This window comes from Brotaphodocola sp. (genome assembly GCF_050873365.1).
Taxonomy (GTDB): domain Bacteria; phylum Bacillota; class Clostridia; order Lachnospirales; family Lachnospiraceae; genus Brotaphodocola.
Window position 1 is genome coordinate 22,059 of the sequence record NZ_JBNMIQ010000033.1, and the last position, 15,739, is coordinate 37,797.

The 15,739-nt window shown below is 48.6% G+C and carries 11 protein-coding genes; 6 read left to right on the forward strand and 5 right to left on the reverse strand.

The window, feature by feature from the left end:
- Positions 1 to 139 precede the first annotated feature (139 nt).
- The 4 genes from rfbA (at position 140) to glmM (ending at position 4,592) form a co-directional block, all read left to right on the forward strand.
- Positions 140 to 1,042, forward strand: coding sequence for a glucose-1-phosphate thymidylyltransferase RfbA (rfbA, locus tag ACR0QT_RS12610; protein WP_177978545.1), 903 nt, complete (start codon positions 140 to 142; stop codon positions 1,040 to 1,042).
- Between the two features lie 116 nt (positions 1,043 to 1,158).
- Positions 1,159 to 2,181, forward strand: coding sequence for a dTDP-glucose 4,6-dehydratase (rfbB, locus tag ACR0QT_RS12615; RefSeq protein WP_177978547.1), 1,023 nt, complete (start codon positions 1,159 to 1,161; stop codon positions 2,179 to 2,181).
- Positions 2,182 to 2,232: 51 nt separating this feature from the next.
- The gene (gene rfbD, locus ACR0QT_RS12620; protein ID WP_432631063.1) at positions 2,233 to 3,081 is read left to right on the forward strand and encodes a dTDP-4-dehydrorhamnose reductase; all 849 of its coding nucleotides are present in this window, start codon (positions 2,233 to 2,235) and stop codon (positions 3,079 to 3,081) included.
- A gap of 140 nt (positions 3,082 to 3,221) precedes the next feature.
- Positions 3,222 to 4,592 carry a phosphoglucosamine mutase gene (gene glmM / locus ACR0QT_RS12625; RefSeq protein ID WP_432631064.1) on the forward strand — a complete coding sequence of 457 codons (1,371 nt, stop codon included), beginning with the start codon at positions 3,222 to 3,224 and terminating at the stop codon, positions 4,590 to 4,592.
- Positions 4,593 to 4,752: 160 nt separating this feature from the next.
- Here the strand turns inward: glmM and ACR0QT_RS12630 are convergent, their stop codons facing one another.
- From ACR0QT_RS12630 to ACR0QT_RS12640, 3 genes are all read right to left on the reverse strand, one after another.
- On the reverse strand, positions 4,753 to 6,138 hold the full coding sequence (locus tag ACR0QT_RS12630; protein WP_432631065.1) for an alanine/glycine:cation symporter family protein: 1,386 nt from the start codon (positions 6,136 to 6,138) through the stop codon (positions 4,753 to 4,755).
- A 198-nt stretch (positions 6,139 to 6,336) separates the two neighbouring features.
- Complete coding sequence (locus ACR0QT_RS12635) at positions 6,337 to 7,176, reverse strand: tyrosine-type recombinase/integrase (protein ID WP_432631066.1); 840 nt, start codon at positions 7,174 to 7,176, stop codon at positions 6,337 to 6,339.
- A gap of 399 nt (positions 7,177 to 7,575) precedes the next feature.
- Positions 7,576 to 9,351: a hypothetical protein gene (locus ACR0QT_RS12640; protein WP_432631067.1), complete on the reverse strand. Its 1,776-nt coding sequence runs from the start codon at positions 9,349 to 9,351 to the stop codon at positions 7,576 to 7,578.
- A 466-nt stretch (positions 9,352 to 9,817) separates the two neighbouring features.
- On the opposite strand from ACR0QT_RS12640, the gene ACR0QT_RS12645 reads away from it, so the two are divergent.
- Both ACR0QT_RS12645 and ACR0QT_RS12650 read left to right on the forward strand, forming a co-directional pair.
- Positions 9,818 to 11,617: a phosphotransferase gene (locus ACR0QT_RS12645; protein WP_432631068.1), complete on the forward strand. Its 1,800-nt coding sequence runs from the start codon at positions 9,818 to 9,820 to the stop codon at positions 11,615 to 11,617.
- A gap of 286 nt (positions 11,618 to 11,903) precedes the next feature.
- Positions 11,904 to 13,100 (forward strand): cell wall-binding protein, encoded by a 1,197-nt coding sequence (locus tag ACR0QT_RS12650; RefSeq protein WP_432631069.1) that lies wholly within the window; start codon positions 11,904 to 11,906, stop codon positions 13,098 to 13,100.
- Between the two features lie 208 nt (positions 13,101 to 13,308).
- On the opposite strand, the gene leuA is transcribed toward ACR0QT_RS12650, so the two are convergent.
- Together leuA and ACR0QT_RS12660 are read right to left on the reverse strand one after the other, a co-directional pair.
- The gene (gene leuA, locus ACR0QT_RS12655) at positions 13,309 to 14,982 is read right to left on the reverse strand and encodes a 2-isopropylmalate synthase (protein ID WP_432631070.1); all 1,674 of its coding nucleotides are present in this window, start codon (positions 14,980 to 14,982) and stop codon (positions 13,309 to 13,311) included.
- 385 nt (positions 14,983 to 15,367) lie between these two features.
- Entirely contained in the window at positions 15,368 to 15,655 is a 288-nt protein-coding gene (locus ACR0QT_RS12660; RefSeq protein WP_432631071.1) for a hypothetical protein, read from the reverse strand.
- Between the last annotated feature and the right edge of the window lie 84 nt (positions 15,656 to 15,739).

A 15,739-nucleotide genomic window follows, 5' to 3' on the forward strand; every position in this document is an offset into this window, starting at 1 on the left:
TAATAAAAAATGTAAGGATTCCAGTCGCGATCGGACAGATTTGCACACGGTATCTGTGTAAGATATGATAGGTGCAAGCTATCTTGAAATGTGGTCTGCAAGTGTGGCGACTGGCGAGCAAAATTAAAGGAGATTACTTATGAAGGGTATTATTCTGGCAGGTGGTTCAGGCACACGTCTGTATCCGCTGACGAAAGTGACATCCAAACAGTTGCTTCCGATTTACGATAAACCGATGATTTATTATCCGCTGTCTGTTCTGATGAATGCGGGAATCCGCGACATTCTGATTATCTCGACACCGGATGATACTCCTCGTTTTGAGGCACTGCTCGGTGATGGTCACCAGTTCGGTGTGAACCTTCAGTATGCCGTACAGCCGTCTCCGGATGGACTTGCACAGGCATTCATTATCGGCGCAGATTTCATCGGCGGAGATTCCGTTGCAATGATCCTTGGCGATAACATTTTCCACGGTCAGGGACTCAAGAAGAGACTGCGCACAGCAGCAGAGCGCGCGGAGAAAGAGGGCGGAGCAACCGTATTTGGTTACTACGTGGACGATCCGGAGCGTTTTGGTATTGTAGAGTTTGATGCGTCCGGAAAGGCTGTTTCGATCGAGGAGAAGCCGGAGCATCCGAAGTCCAACTACTGTGTGACCGGTCTGTATTTCTATGATAACCGTGTTGTGGAGTACGCAAAGAATCTGAAGCCGTCTGCTCGTGGAGAGCTTGAGATCACCGATCTGAACCGCATTTATCTGGAAAATGGAGATCTCGACGTGATTCTTCTCGGACAGGGATTTACCTGGCTCGATACCGGAACCCATGAGTCTCTTGTCGAGGCAACGAATTTCGTGAAGACGATCGAGACTCACCAGCATCGCAAGATCGCATGCCTCGAGGAGATCGCTTACTTAAATGGATGGATCAGCCGTGAGGAAGTCATGGAGGCATATGAGGTCCTGAAGAAGAACCAGTATGGTCGCTATCTGAAAGATGTTCTGGACGGAAAATACATCGACAAGATCCACAATATCTAAAAGATCATTCAGAGATGTTCCTTTTATGTAGTTAGGTGAGGGACATCTACTCTGAGTTAGAATGGTGATTGTCGGTGAAAGGGCAGTCACGAAAAAGAAAAGAGAGGGCAGTTATTATGAAAATCATCGTAACAGGTGGAGCCGGATTTATCGGCGGAAATTTTGTTCACTATATGGTAGAGAAGTATCCGGAGGATCAGATCATCAATCTCGACGCTCTGACCTATGCAGGAAATTTAGAGACCTTAAAGCCGGTTGAGAATAAGCCGAACTATAAGTTTGTTCGCGGAGACATCGCAGACCGTAAGTTCATCTTTGATCTGTTTGAGAAAGAGAAGCCGGATGTAGTCATCAACTTCGCTGCTGAGAGCCATGTAGACCGCTCGATCACCGATCCGGACATCTTTGTCCGCACAAACGTAATGGGAACGACGACGCTTCTCGACGCTTGCCGTGAGTTCGGAATCAAGCGTTTCCATCAGGTTTCCACCGATGAGGTTTACGGTGATCTTCCGCTTGACCGCCCGGATCTCTTCTTCACCGAGGATACCCCGCTTCATACTTCCAGCCCGTATTCCTCTTCCAAGGCAAGTGCAGATCTGTTTGTAATGGCATATCATCGCACTTTTGGAATTCCGGTATCAATCTCCCGTTGTTCCAACAACTACGGCCCGTACCAGTTCCCGGAGAAGCTGATTCCGCTGATGATCAGCCGTGCACTCGCAGATGAGGAGCTTCCGGTATACGGAAATGGTGCAAATGTCCGCGACTGGCTCCATGTAAAGGATCACTGCCAGGCAATCGACCTGATCGTCCGCAAGGGCGCTGACGGTTGTGTATACAATATCGGTGGACACAACGAGCGCACAAACCTTGAGGTTGTAAAGACGGTTCTGCGTGCATTAGACAAGCCGGAGAGCCTGATCAAGTATGTAAAAGACCGTCCGGGTCATGACCGCCGTTATGCGATCGATCCGAAGAAACTCGAGACCGAGCTTGGCTGGAAGCCGGAGTACAACTTCGACACCGGAATGAAGCAGACAATCCAGTGGTATCTCGACAACAAGGAGTGGTGGGAGCACATCATCAGTGGTGAGTACAGCAACTACTTCGAGAAGATGTACGGAGATAGACTGTAAACTGTAAGACGATTCTTTTTGATATTGCAGAGGAAAAACGGAGGCAGTGACATGAAGGTATTGGTCACAGGTGCAAAGGGACAGCTCGGCACCGATCTGATGAATGAACTGGAAAAGCGTGGAATCGAGAGCATCGGTGTGGATGTTCAGGAGATGGACATTACAGATAAAGAGGCATGCATGCGTGTGATTTCTGAGTCGAAAGCAGACGCAGTCATCCACTGTGCTGCATATACTGCGGTAGATGCAGCAGAAGATAACGTAGATCTTTGCCGGAAAATCAACGGTGAGGGAACGCGCAACGTCGCACTTGCATGTCAGGCGACCGGCGCGAAGCTGATGTACATCAGCACCGACTATGTATTTGACGGTCAGGGCACCCGCCCGTGGGAGCCGGATGATTCCCGCAGTCCGTTGAATGTATACGGTCAGACAAAGTACGAGGGCGAGCTTGCCGTCGAGGAGCTTGTGGAGAAATTCTTCACGGTCCGCATTGCCTGGGTATTCGGTGTCGCAGGAAAGAACTTTATCAAGACGATGCTTCGCCTCGGCAAGGAGCGCGGAGCGGTCAGCGTTGTGGATGATCAGGTCGGTTCTCCGACTTACACCTACGACCTCGCAAGACTTCTCGTCGACATGATTCAGACCGATCGTTACGGACGTTATCATGCGACAAATGAGGGATTTTGCAGTTGGTATGAGTTTGCCTGTGAGATTTTCCGTCAGGCAGGCATGAACGAGGTGAAGGTGACGCCGGTTTCGAGCGATCAGTTCCCGGTCAAGGCAGTGCGCCCGGCAAACAGCCGTATGAGCAAGGCAAAACTGGCAGAAAATGGATTTGAGCCACTTCCGACATGGCAGGATGCTCTTGGACGTTTCCTGAAAGAAATCGAGTACTAATCGAGCATGAATTAAGTACGAATCGGAATCAAGTACGAATTAAGTATGAATCGAGTACGAAGGAAGGCTTGAGTTGAGGATTGGGATTGAGCACGGAGCGAGAATCCGTGCTTGAGAACGGAAAGAGCAGGACAGAATTTATGGGAAAATATTTTGGAACAGACGGATTTCGTGGAGAGGCAAATGTCGACCTGACGGTTGAGCACGCTTATCAGGTGGGACGTTTCCTCGGCTGGTACTATGGACAGACTGCAAAGAAGACTCCGGAGAATCCGGAGGGACGTTGCAGAGTTGTGATCGGAAAGGACACGAGACGCAGTAGCTACATGTTTGAGTATGCTCTGGCTTCCGGTCTGACGGCTTCCGGAGCAGACGCTTATCTGCTTCATGTTACGACAACCCCGAGTGTCTCCTACGTTGTCCGCACGGAAGGATTTGACTGTGGAATCATGATTTCCGCAAGCCACAATCCATTCTATGACAATGGAATCAAGGTCATCAATGGACGCGGTGAGAAACTTGAGGAAGAGGTTATCGAAAAGATCGAGGCATATCTCGACGGAGAGGCAGGCGAGATTCCGTTTGCACTGCGCGAGAACATCGGTCGCACGGTCGATTATGCGGCAGGACGCAACCGTTACATCGGTTATCTGATTTCGATCGCAACCCGCTCGTTCAAGGGCAAGAAGGTTGCACTTGACTGCTCAAACGGAAGTGCATCCGCGATCGCAAAGAATGTCTTTGATGCACTCGGCGCAGAGACCTATGTGATCAACAACACGCCGAACGGTGTGAACATCAACACCGACTGCGGTTCGACACACATCCATGTGCTTCAGGAGTATGTGAAGAAGACAGGTTGTGATGTTGGCTTCGCCTACGACGGAGATGCAGACCGCTGTATCGCTGTGGATGAGAATGGAAATGAGATCAATGGAGATCTGATTCTGTACATCTGCGGAAAGTACATGAAGGAGAATGGTTCTCTCTTCCACAATACGGTTGTCACGACGGTAATGTCAAACTTCGGTCTTTACAAGGCATTTGACCGCGAGGGAATTTCCTACGAGAAGACGAAAGTCGGCGATAAGTATGTTTACGAAAATATGGCGCAGTACGGCAACTGCCTCGGCGGAGAGCAGTCCGGTCATATCATTTTCAGCAAACATGCGACGACCGGAGATGGCATCCTGACTTCTCTGAAAGTCATGGAAGTCATTCTTGAGAAGAAGGAGACTCTGGGTCATCTGGCTTCGGAGGTTGAGATCTTCCCGCAGGTACTCAAAAACGTGCGCGTGCATAACAAACAGCAGGCACAGGACGATCCGAAGGTGCAGGAGGAGGTCGCAAAGGTTGCTGAGGCACTCGGAAGCGACGGACGCATCCTGCTTCGCCAGTCCGGTACCGAGCCGGTTGTCCGCGTCATGGTAGAGGCTTCAAGCGAGGAACTCTGCGAGAAATACGTGGATCAGGTGATCGACGTGATGAAGGCGCAGGGGCATTTGCTGTAAGGCGATACCGAAGAGCAGAGCCACGAAAATAAAAAAAGAATCCCTCTTGATTCTCTGAGTATATGGATGCTCAGAAAATCAGGAGGGATTTTTGTATGGTTATTTTTTCAGTACATTTATTATGCATGTATCATATCTTTATCGTGTCTTTACTGTGGTTTTACCGTTTTTTGCTTGCCTCATAATTTTTCAGCAGTTCCAAAGCCTCTCTCGACATTGGATAAAGGATCGCGATGTTGAACAGTGTCATCAGTCCGATTCCGACATCGCCGAGATCCCAGACAACCGTATATTTCTGGAGACCGCCGATGAAGAGCATGATCAGTGCGAGTACCTTGTAGGCAGTCTGGAAACACCAGCGATTTCCGAACAGGTAGGAGACGTTGGAGCGCGCGTAGAACAGGATTCCGATAAACGTCGAGAAGCTGAACAGCGCGAGCGTCAGCGCAATGAAGATCACACCGATTGCTCCGAGATGATGGTGCATTGCGGTTTGGAGGAGATCCATTCCGGTCAGACCCGCGGTCAGATCCTCCGGTGCGAGGAGCATAATCATCGCGGTACAGCTACACACGACGATCGTGTCGATCAGGACACCGAGTGCCTGTGTGAGACCTGTGCGAACCGGGTCATTGCTGTGGGCGGCGGCAGCGGCACACGGGGCAGAGCCGGAGCCGGCTTCATTCGAGAAGAGTCCGCGCTTGACTCCGTTCATCAGCACAGCGCCAAATCCACCGGAAACTGCCTGACGAAGCCCAAATGCTTCCGAGAAGATGCGGGAGAAGACTGACGGGAGAAGCGTCAAGTTTCGGGCGATGATGAAGAGCGTGATCACGAAAAATCCGCCCGCCATGATCGGCACGAGGACGTCGAGGAGCTTGACGGTTGCATTTCTTTGAAGCACAATGACTGCGGACAGGATCACGAGAATGATCGTCGTGACAAGTGGCGGAATCTGAAATGCATTCTCAAATGCCGAGCTCACCGAGTTGCTGATGACCTGGCTGATGCCACACCAGCAGATCAGACCGGAGATTGCAAACAGACAGGCGATCAGGGAGTGAGACTTCTTTTTGCCGGTTTTCTCTTCTACAAAATGGTGAATGTAGTAGGCAGGTCCGCCGTGGTATCCACCGTAGAGCGGATCAGGCTCCTTGTATTTCTGTGCGAGAACTGCCTCGACAAATGCGGTTGAGGAACCGATCAGCGCTGTTACCCACATCCAGAACACTGCACCGGCTCCACCGAGGGAGACGGCAGCGACAACGCCGACGAGGTTTCCCATACCGACGCGGGTCGCGGTGGAGATGATCAATGTCTGAAGCGAGGAGAGATTGTCTGGATGTTCTTTTTTCTCACTCAGTGCGCGGATCATGTCCGGAAACAGACGGATCGGGAGAAGACGAGTACGAATCGTGAAATAGATACCTGCGGGAATCAGAAGCAGGAGCATCAGCGAGATGCCGATCGAGCTGTTGTTCAGTGGAATCGTGAAGAGATCTCCCCACAGAAATGAGTAGACGGTTTCAATTAAGTGTATAATCAATGAGAAATCGTTCCTTTCTTGAGATTTTTGCAGTCCGGTTCTCTGCTTGATTATGTGGTGAAATGTCACCACATAATGTTCTTTCGGGCAAATCCGTGAAAAACTCTGCTAAAAACCGGACGTTTGCTATTATATCGGTTTCCGGCAGGTTTGTAAATTGACAATTCCTTGAAGTTTTGTCGATAACAGAAGGCAGAGTTACCAGTCCACGATCTGATTGACGATTGCCTGTTGTTCGGTGCTGGTCTTTCTTAAGTAAATACGGGTTGTCTCGATGCTCTCATGTCCCATCAAGTCGGCAAGCATGGAGAGATCATTGTAGCGCTCGAGAAAGCTCTTTGCAAAGCGATGGCGGAACGAGTGTGGGTAGATCACGGCAGGGTCTAAGCCGTACTGAATGGCGTAATGTTTGAGCTGACCGGCGATTCCGCGCGCTGTCATTTTTTTACCATATTTGTTGACGAACAAAAAACCACTGGCGTGACCGGTTTGACGCATCCAGTCAAGAGCTTCCTTTTGAAGAGCAGAAGGGATATAAATCCGGCGCAGTTTTCCGCCCTTGGAGTAAAGGTCGAGATAGCCGATCTGCACATGTTCTGCCTTGATCTGCAAGAGTTCACTGATTCTCGCACCGGTGGCAGTGAGAAAACGGACGACGAAATACCAGTAGAGGTGATTGTCCTGTTTCAGACAGTTTTTGAAATAGAGATAATCCGCCTCGCTGATTACGTTCTCAAGAAAAGGTTTCTGCTGAGTGCGGACGGAAGACAATTTCCAGTTTTCCTTATGAAGAAACTCGAGATAGCAGTTGATTGCGCGGATTCGCAGGTTGACAGTCTGTGGCTTGTAGTGATCCATCAGAAAGACCTTGTAATCGCGCAGGTTTTGAACCGTCAAAGTGGAGTAGCGCTCAAAAAATTGCTTGTAAGCAAACAGATAAGATGTGATGGTGCTCTGAGATAAATTTCGCGATTTCAAATAGATTTCGTATGAGGCTACTTCCTCATTTTCATTTTTCATAATACATTTCTGATACATTCTCTTTCCCCCAAAAAAGTATGATTGATAAAAATTTTATATCCTTGTTTGACTGCGATAAAATTTATGGTAAAAATCAAATATGTCATAACTGTTAAGCGGGCATAAAGAAAGTAGAAAGAAAAGAAAGTAATTATTGAAAAAATATATACAAATCAAAAAATAATGACAAACTTTTCCTAAATGTACAGAAGGATAAACAAATACATGAGATTTGTTCACTGTACGATTATGAAAAAAGGTGCACTGTTGTACACAGTACACCTTTTGTGATTCACGTTTGTGATATTTCAGATTCAGATGCCCTTATCATGCATATCTTTATCTGTTCGGATCAGAAAATAATAAACAAGTAAATCAATAAGTGATGGTTATTGATTCCTCCAAACAATCTCCAGATTAATCTCTGTCGATAACGTCATCAAGAACAACCTTATTACCGTTGGTGATACCGTTCTTCCAGTCATCCTTAATGCTGTTACCAGCCTCATCTGTGATAGCGGAATCGCCACTGTCAACAGAGAAGGTCTTGTTGTTGGTGTACATCATGATCTGCTTGTTGTTTACATAGTAATACCAGTCATTGCCATCCTTGGCAGCGGTCTTGTTCTTGATGATGGAACCGCTGGAGTTAACCAGATAGTATTCCTTGTCAAGAGTACCCAGAACCTTGATCGTATCGTTGTCCTTGTTTTTGCCGTCTACGCGGGTTGCCAGGTTTCTCAGAGCTGCATCGTCGATCTCCTCAACGACTGCATCGTCATCGCCGGTGTCGCCGGTTGCGTATACAACTTTGTACTTGTCATCGCTGTCAGCCTTCATCTTCAGACCGAACTTGTAGATGTACTTGTCATCGTCGATACCGGTAAGACCCTTACCCTTGCTCTCCTCACCACCAGTCTTGCTGAAGGAGAAGTTGTAGGAATTGCCATCCAGATTGATCGTGGTGGTACCGGTCTTCATTGCACCGTCAGTATCCTCGTTGTCACCGAAATAGTACAGGGATGCGTTCGGGTTACCGTACATCTGTGCGTAATCTCCGTCACCGTCCATGCAGTCATCCAGATCGTCTGCATCCATATCGCGCTCGATTACCTGTGTGATCTTACCGTCCTCTACGACCAGAGCACACAGACCGGTCAGCATGGAACCTGCCTTATCGGTGTTTTCCGGATAGAAGCCATAGTACTTGCCTTTGATCTTTTTGATCTCGCCGGCATACAGCTCGCCGTCTCCGTCAGCGTAATACCATCTCTCGTTCTCATCGTTGGAATCGCCCTTTGCGAAGGTCTGATCGTTGTAATCCTTGAAGGTGTTATCAACGCCATCCTGCGGAGCAACTACCTTGAACCAACCCTTGGTTGCACGAGCACCGTCCTCCGGGCTGTTGAAGTATTTCCAGTTTGAGATACTTGCAGCGCTTGCCTGACCATTGCTTGCAAGAGCCCACTCGTAAACCATGACACCGCGCTCATCGAAAGCGTAGTGCTTGCCGTTGATCTTCTTATCCTCTTTGTTTACGCGCTTTTTACCGTTGGACTGGAAGTTGAACCAGTAATCATAGTCATCTTCCTTCTCAGTGTCGTCATCGTAAACGGTGATCTTCTGCCAACCGGTTTTCAGAGAACCATCTTCCCAGGAACCCAGATAGTAGGTTGCGGTCTCCCAGTCGGAATCATCGCTCTTTAAAGTTGCATCGTCCTCGTCGATCCAGCCGTAGAGCATCTTACCATCCTCATCGAATGCATAACGCTTTCCGTCGATGGTCTTGAAGTTTACCTTGCTACCATTGCTGGAAGCCTTGTAAGCTTTACCGGAATTCTGCATGTAGTAGTAACGATACTCAGCCGGGTCATCATCGTCCTGATCCTCGTTTACAACCTTAACCCAGGTGTTCTTTACCATAACGCCGTTTGCATCTACATAGTAGGTGTCGTCGTCATCCTCGACAATCTTGTCGGTTGCCATAGCGCCGTTCTCCTCGCTATCCAGCCAGTACCAGTTGTCTCCGGATTTCTTCCACTCGTCCTCTACGCGATTGCCGTCCTTATCGTAATAATACCACTGTCCATCTTCCTCAACCCAGCCGGTAGCTGCGAAAGAGGTCATGGAAGCGCCGATAGCGAGCATTGCTGCTGCAGATGCAACGGCAACGATCTTAGTCTGCTTCTTCATAATGAATGCACTCTCCTTTTTCTTTCTGAAATGCTTTTAAAATTCCTATTAAAATGCATCACGAAGTGATTATACTTCTTGTAAGGTAAATTATCAATAGTTTTTTACATTTTTCACATTTATGTAACAAATGACCAACTATGGATACTACCCGGAAGTTTACCACTTCTCCATCACAGTTCACAGTATAATACACTTTTTCCGGAAATGCTATAACAAAACCCTAAGCGTTTTCTTACGAAAATCTTACGGAAATCGAATTTTTCACGAAAATTGTATTAATATTAGTACAATCCTGTTTTTGTATGGCTTTTTTGATTTCTTCGCGCTATACTGTTCATTAGTTGATTATTTTATCTATTTTTGAACATCTGTAACCAATCTGTCGTGCACACAAGGACATGCGTGCACGACCAAAACACGAAACCTGCAAATACACAAATATAAGTAAGATGGAGGATTTTTTATGAATCGGATCGGACTCATTTGTCGTTATTTAAAAGAGAACCCACACAGCAGCCAGAGAGACCTTGCACAGAAAATGGATCTCTCCCTTGGAACAGTCAATACCTTAATTAAGGAATGTATGAATCTTCACTACATTGCACCCGGAAAGAGCATCGCCGGAACTTACGAGCTGACCAGCGAGGGTGAGACCTTTTTAAACCAGTTCAAAGTGGACGGCGCACTGATCCTTGCCGCCGGTTTCGGCTCTCGCTTTGTCCCACTGACGTTCGAAACCCCGAAGGGACTCCTCGAAGTCTTCGGCGAGCGCATGATTGAGCGTCAGATCCGCCAGCTTCGGGAAGCCGGTGTCGAGAACATCACGATCGCCGTCGGATACCTGAAAGAAAAATTTGAGTACCTGATTGACAAGTACAACGTCACCCTGCTCTATAACCCGGAGTATTCCTGCAAGAACACACTCGCGACAATCTACCACGCCCGGAAGGCTCTCTACGGAAAAAACATGTATATTCTGTCCTCCGACAACTGGCTCCGTGAGAACATGTTCCACAAGTATGAGTGCGGTGCGTGGTACGCTTCGACCTACATGGAAGGCAAAACTTCCGAGTGGGTTCTTTCCTATAATAAAAAAGGACGCATCACCGATGTGACCGTCGGAGGCGAAAATGCATGGGTGATGTACGGACCGGTTTACTTCTCGAGGGAGTTTTCCGCCGAGTTTCTGCCGAAGCTTGAGAAGGAGTATGAGATTCCGGGAACAGAACAGTTTTACTGGGAAAATGTTCTGATTCACCATTTTGACCGATTCGAGATCGACATCAACCGCCAGCCCGCCAACCAGATCTATGAGTTTGAGAATCTTGAGGAGCTCCGCAAATTCGATTCCCGCTACCAGACCCGCTCCAACAATGAAGCTCTCGAGCTGATCGCAAAGGTATTTAAGGTACCGGAATCTGAGATCCATGATCTGCGCTGTCTGAAATCGGGAATGACAAACAAATCTTTCCTGTTCCAGATCGACGGAAAATCCTACATCTGCCGAATTCCTGGACCCGGAACCGGTCTTCTGATCAATCGCAGGGAGGAGGCGGAAGTCTACCGGACCATCCAGCCTCTCGGAATCTCCGACCGCCTGATCTACATCAGCGGAGACACCGGTTACAAGATTTCCAGATACTATGATGGTGCGCGCAACTCGGAAGCCTTTAACTGGAATGACATCCGCTCCTGCATGAAAGTCCTGCGTCAGCTCCACGAGTCCGGTCTGACCGTCGACCACTCCTTCGACATCCGCGAGCGAATTCTTTTTTACGAACGTCTCTGTCTCCAAAACGGCGGAATTCCGTTTGAGGACTACCAGAACGTGCGCGCTCAGATGATGGAACTTCTCGATCAGCTCGACTCGATGAACCGCCCGAAAGTCCTGTCCCACATCGATGCAAATGCCGACAATTTCCTGGTTCTGAAAGACGGCTCCGTGCGCCTGATCGACTGGGAGTACGCCGGAATGTGCGATCCGCTGATCGATCTGTCGATGGCGGGAATCTACTCCTACTATAAAGAGGAAGATCTTGAAAAACTGATGGAGATCTACTTTGGACGAATCCCGGATAATACCGAGCGTCTCGTCGTTTACTCCTACGTCGCCCTCGGCGGTTTCCTCTGGAGTCTCTGGGCAGTCTACAAGGCTTCCCTCGGCGAGGAGTTCGGCGAATACACAATCATCCAGTACCGCTATGCGAAAACCTACTACCGCAAAGTAAAGGAGCGTTATTGTACACGGGTAGGCATTTTCTGAACTGAAAATGCCGTATGATACAGTGGTGGTAACAGATTTTGCCGATTTGGAATGCGAAGCATCGGCAAAATCCGTTGCTGTTTACCGGGCGTGTGAACAGCAACAAAAGAATTACTGATCTGCCTTTGATTTTCTTTAGGTGGGAATTTTCTAAAACAGGTCATCATACCGACTGGAATTTTTTCGCACTTCGTAATAAATTTGTTATCTTTTCCTTTTTTTGTTGTGTTATAATCAATACGAGATAAATTAAGTATAAAAATAAAATAAAGGAGATGGGGTTATCATGAAGAACAAACGGCTCTTTACCGCAACCGTGGTCGCTGGAATGATGAGTGCAATGACACTCGGTTCTGGTCTCACCGCATATGCGGCTACCGGCTGGGCGCAGTCCGGCAATGCCTATGTATATTATGATGCAGACGGTTCCCAGCACAAAGGCTGGCTGAACCTCTCAAACGGCTATTACTATCTTGATCCTACCACCGGAGCTATGACAACCGGATGGAAGCAGATCAACAACAACTGGTATTATTTTCAGGCAGATGGTCTGATGGGAAATGGACTTGTCAATGACAATGGCAAATATTATTACATCCTGACCGATGGCACGATGCATAAAGGCTGGCTGAATATCGGCGAGGATTACTACTACTTCGGAAGCAACGGAGTGATGGTAACCGGATGGCAGCAGATGGACGGTGGCTGGTACTACTTCGCACCGGATTCCGGAAAATGCGTTGTCAACAAGGCTCAGGAGGTCAACGGAAGCTGGTATCTCTTCGGCGCAGACGGAAAGATGAAGACCGGATGGCAGCAGGTCGACGGCTACTATTTCTACTTCCACACCGACGGACGCATGCTGACCGGTTGGCTGTCTGACGGAACGAACAAGTACTACATGGACCCGGCAAACGGACGCATGTCTGTCGGAAGCAAGGACATCAGCGGTTACTACTACTTCTTCAACACCTCCGGACATCGTCAGACCGGTTGGGTCGTATTAAGCGGAAATTACTACTACTTTGATCCGAAGGCAGACGGACGCATGGTTGCAGGTGAGTCGAAGAAGATTGACGGCACAACCTACGAGTTCGGTGCAAATGGTATCTGCACCACGACCGTTTCCGTTGCAGATGCTTACGATGGCACCGCTGCCCAGAACGTTTCCCACGGAACCGCTAATTCTGGCAACAACAATACTTCCGGTAGCACCTCCGGCACAACCTCCGCTCCGTCTGGAAGCTCCTCTTCCAGCAATGACAGCAACAGCGGTCCGGGCGTATCCGGAACCGGAAACCAGAAGGAGAACACCTCCACTGGCACAACGATCACCGTTGGAGCAGGAAAAACTTCCGGCACGAGCACAACTCCGTCCGGTACTTCCACCTCCACAACGGACAGCACGAGCACGACGACCAGTTCAAGTGCAAACGGCGGAACGAGCCTGACTCCGGGTCAGACCGGCGGTCCTCAGCCGTAGAACTCGCACGAACTAACATCAACCAACATTTGCTAACAGAAGCTAACAGAAAAACACCGAAGGAATTTTTCCTCCGGTGTTTTTTTATCTTGCTCTTATTCTGTTTTGTGTTATCCAGTTTTCAGTTTTGCGACATTCCCCACTTATAGAAGAGGGGGATTGTCTCCTATTCCGAGCTATCTGACTATCTGAATTAGCTCAAATTATCTTATGAAAAGAACAGACGGTTCACTGCGCTGAAAATACCACGGATCGAAGCGCGAGTGATGTTGGAGCTGATGCCAACACCGTAGGTCACACGTCCGCTTACCTGATCCATCAGATGGATGTAGGAAGCTGCCTGTGCGCCGGAACCGGAAGTCAGTGCGTGCTCGTTGTAGTCGAGAACCTTCATCTGAATGCCAAGCTCCTTCTCGAGACCTCTCTGAACTGCATCGATCGGGCCGTTTCCGATGCCCTCGAACGTCTTCTCGATGCCATGATTCGTGTAAGTAATCTTGACAAGAGTTGCATACTCGCCGTTCTCCACCTCGGTATCGGTGATCTGGCACTTGCGGAAGTGCATCGGCTCCTTCTTGTCGAGGTAGTTCTTCTTGAACTCATCCATGATCTGCTCCGGAGCAACCTCACCCTGCTTCTCGGAGATCTTCTGGATCACATCTGCAAACTCCTTGTGCATGCCCTTCGGCAGTTTGAATCCGTAGAACGTATCCATAACGAAGGCTACGCCACCCTTTCCGGACTGGCTGTTGATACGAACGATCGGCTCGTACTGACGACCAATATCGGACGGATCGATCGGCAGATACGGAACCTCCCAGATCTCGCCTCCGCGCTCATGCAGGGCCTGCATACCTTTATTGATTGCATCCTGATGAGAACCGGAGAATGCGGTAAATACAAGCTTACCTGCATACGGATGTCTCGGGTCAATGCTCATCTTCGTGCAACGCTCGTAAACCTCTGCGATCTCACGAATGTTCTCGATATTTAACTCCGGATTGATTCCCTGAGAGAACATGTTGTAAGCCAGAGTCAGGATATCCACGTTACCGGTACGCTCACCGTTTCCGAACAGAGTTCCCTCTACACGGTCTGCGCCTGCAAGCAGTGCCAGCTCGGTAGCTGCCACGCCGGTTCCGCGGTCATTGTGCGGATGTACACTCAGGATGATGCTGTCACGATCCTTGAAGTGACGATCCATCCACTCGATCTGGTCTGCGTAAACGTTCGGAGTGTTCATCTCAACGGTGGACGGCAGGTTGAAGATAATCGGCTTCTCAGGAGTTGCCTGACCCCAGGTATCCTGAACAGCGGTACATACCTCAAGTGCATAGTCCAGCTCAGTTCCGGTAAAGCTCTCCGGAGAATACTCAAGCATCAGATCTCCGTCATAGTCCTTCGCATACTTCTTGACCATGTTCGTTCCGTCGATTGCGATCTGCTTGATCTCCTCTTTATTCTTGTGGAATACCACGTCACGCTGTAAGGTAGAGGTAGAGTTGTAAATGTGAACAACTACCTTCTTGATTCCCTGAATTGCCTCAAAGGTTCTCTTGATCAGGTGCTCACGGCACTGTACCAGAACCTGCACACGAACATCATCCGGGATCATCTTGCGGTCAACAAGCTGACGCAGGAAATCATACTCGATCTGAGAAGCTGCCGGGAAACCGATCTCGATCTCCTTGAAGCCCAGCTTTACAAGCATGTTGAAGAACTCGATCTTCTCCTCAACAACCATCGGCTCGATCAGCGCCTGGTTTCCATCACGAAGGTCAACGCTGCACCATACCGGTGCCTTCTCGATCTCCTTGTTCGGCCACTGTCTCTCCGGGTAATCTACAACCGGTACTCTCTTATATCTCTTGTAATTTAACATAATCTGCTCCTCCTGCTTTTCGCTCTCTTACCACAGCCCTCTTATCATACATCTCATACATCTGGCTGTATAGTCTTATAGTCTTATCTGCTTTCTCTTTCTCAAAGCCTATGAAAGCGTCATAGGACGCGACTCCCTGAGCCTTGCAGTCGGTAAATCACGCCATAATGCTTGACAATAAAAATTGTCACTCGTTTGGGTTCAGCCCCATCGTACATCATTCCTTTTCTCATAAACTTCGGTGTCACAGTACAAACGATAAATCCCGGATGCAGACTCACACCCGGGATTTTCCGACTTCTCTGTCGCAACGTTCTTATATTTTATCACATTTTAACAGGCATGACAAGCCGTCCCCGGTGAATTTCCTGATCCATCGGAAAAATCATTCTGAATTCAAGTCGACGCTCGCGGAGACTTGGCGCGTGATTTTGGTCAGCTCTGCTGACATCTTCTTATCAAAATCACTGCGCTTCTCCGTTCCACTGCGGTCGGTGCATAACAAGCGCCACTGGCGCTTTGCACCCTTGCGGAGCGTATAACTCAGAAGGGGATTGTCTCCCCTCCTGAGAAAGTTTGTGACACCCCCACCTATAGAGGAGGGGGACATCCACTCTGAGTTATAATCCGGATCTTTTGCAAACCAGAACAGACTTTTCTTGTCTAGGACCATCTCCGGTAATTTACCTTATCAGAAGTATAATCACTTCGTGATGCGATTTTAATAGGAATTTTAAGAGCATTTCAGAAAGAAAAA

Bases quoted from the DNA above. Each gene is read 5' to 3' on its own strand.
- ACR0QT_RS12650 (WP_432631069.1), top strand. From the start codon at position 11,904: ATGAAGAACAAACGGCTCTTTACCGCAACCGTGGTCGCTGGAATGATG.
- glmM (WP_432631064.1), top strand. From the start codon at position 3,222: ATGGGAAAATATTTTGGAACAGACGGATTTCGTGGAGAGGCAAATGTC.
- ACR0QT_RS12645 (WP_432631068.1), top strand. From the start codon at position 9,818: ATGAATCGGATCGGACTCATTTGTCGTTATTTAAAAGAGAACCCACAC.
- leuA (WP_432631070.1), bottom strand. From the start codon at position 14,982: ATGTTAAATTACAAGAGATATAAGAGAGTACCGGTTGTAGATTACCCG.
- rfbD (WP_432631063.1), top strand. From the start codon at position 2,233: ATGAAGGTATTGGTCACAGGTGCAAAGGGACAGCTCGGCACCGATCTG.
- rfbB (WP_177978547.1), top strand. From the start codon at position 1,159: ATGAAAATCATCGTAACAGGTGGAGCCGGATTTATCGGCGGAAATTTT.
- ACR0QT_RS12660 (WP_432631071.1), bottom strand. From the start codon at position 15,655: ATGGTCCTAGACAAGAAAAGTCTGTTCTGGTTTGCAAAAGATCCGGAT.
- rfbA (WP_177978545.1), top strand. From the start codon at position 140: ATGAAGGGTATTATTCTGGCAGGTGGTTCAGGCACACGTCTGTATCCG.
- ACR0QT_RS12635 (WP_432631066.1), bottom strand. From the start codon at position 7,176: ATGTATCAGAAATGTATTATGAAAAATGAAAATGAGGAAGTAGCCTCA.
- ACR0QT_RS12640 (WP_432631067.1), bottom strand. From the start codon at position 9,351: ATGAAGAAGCAGACTAAGATCGTTGCCGTTGCATCTGCAGCAGCAATG.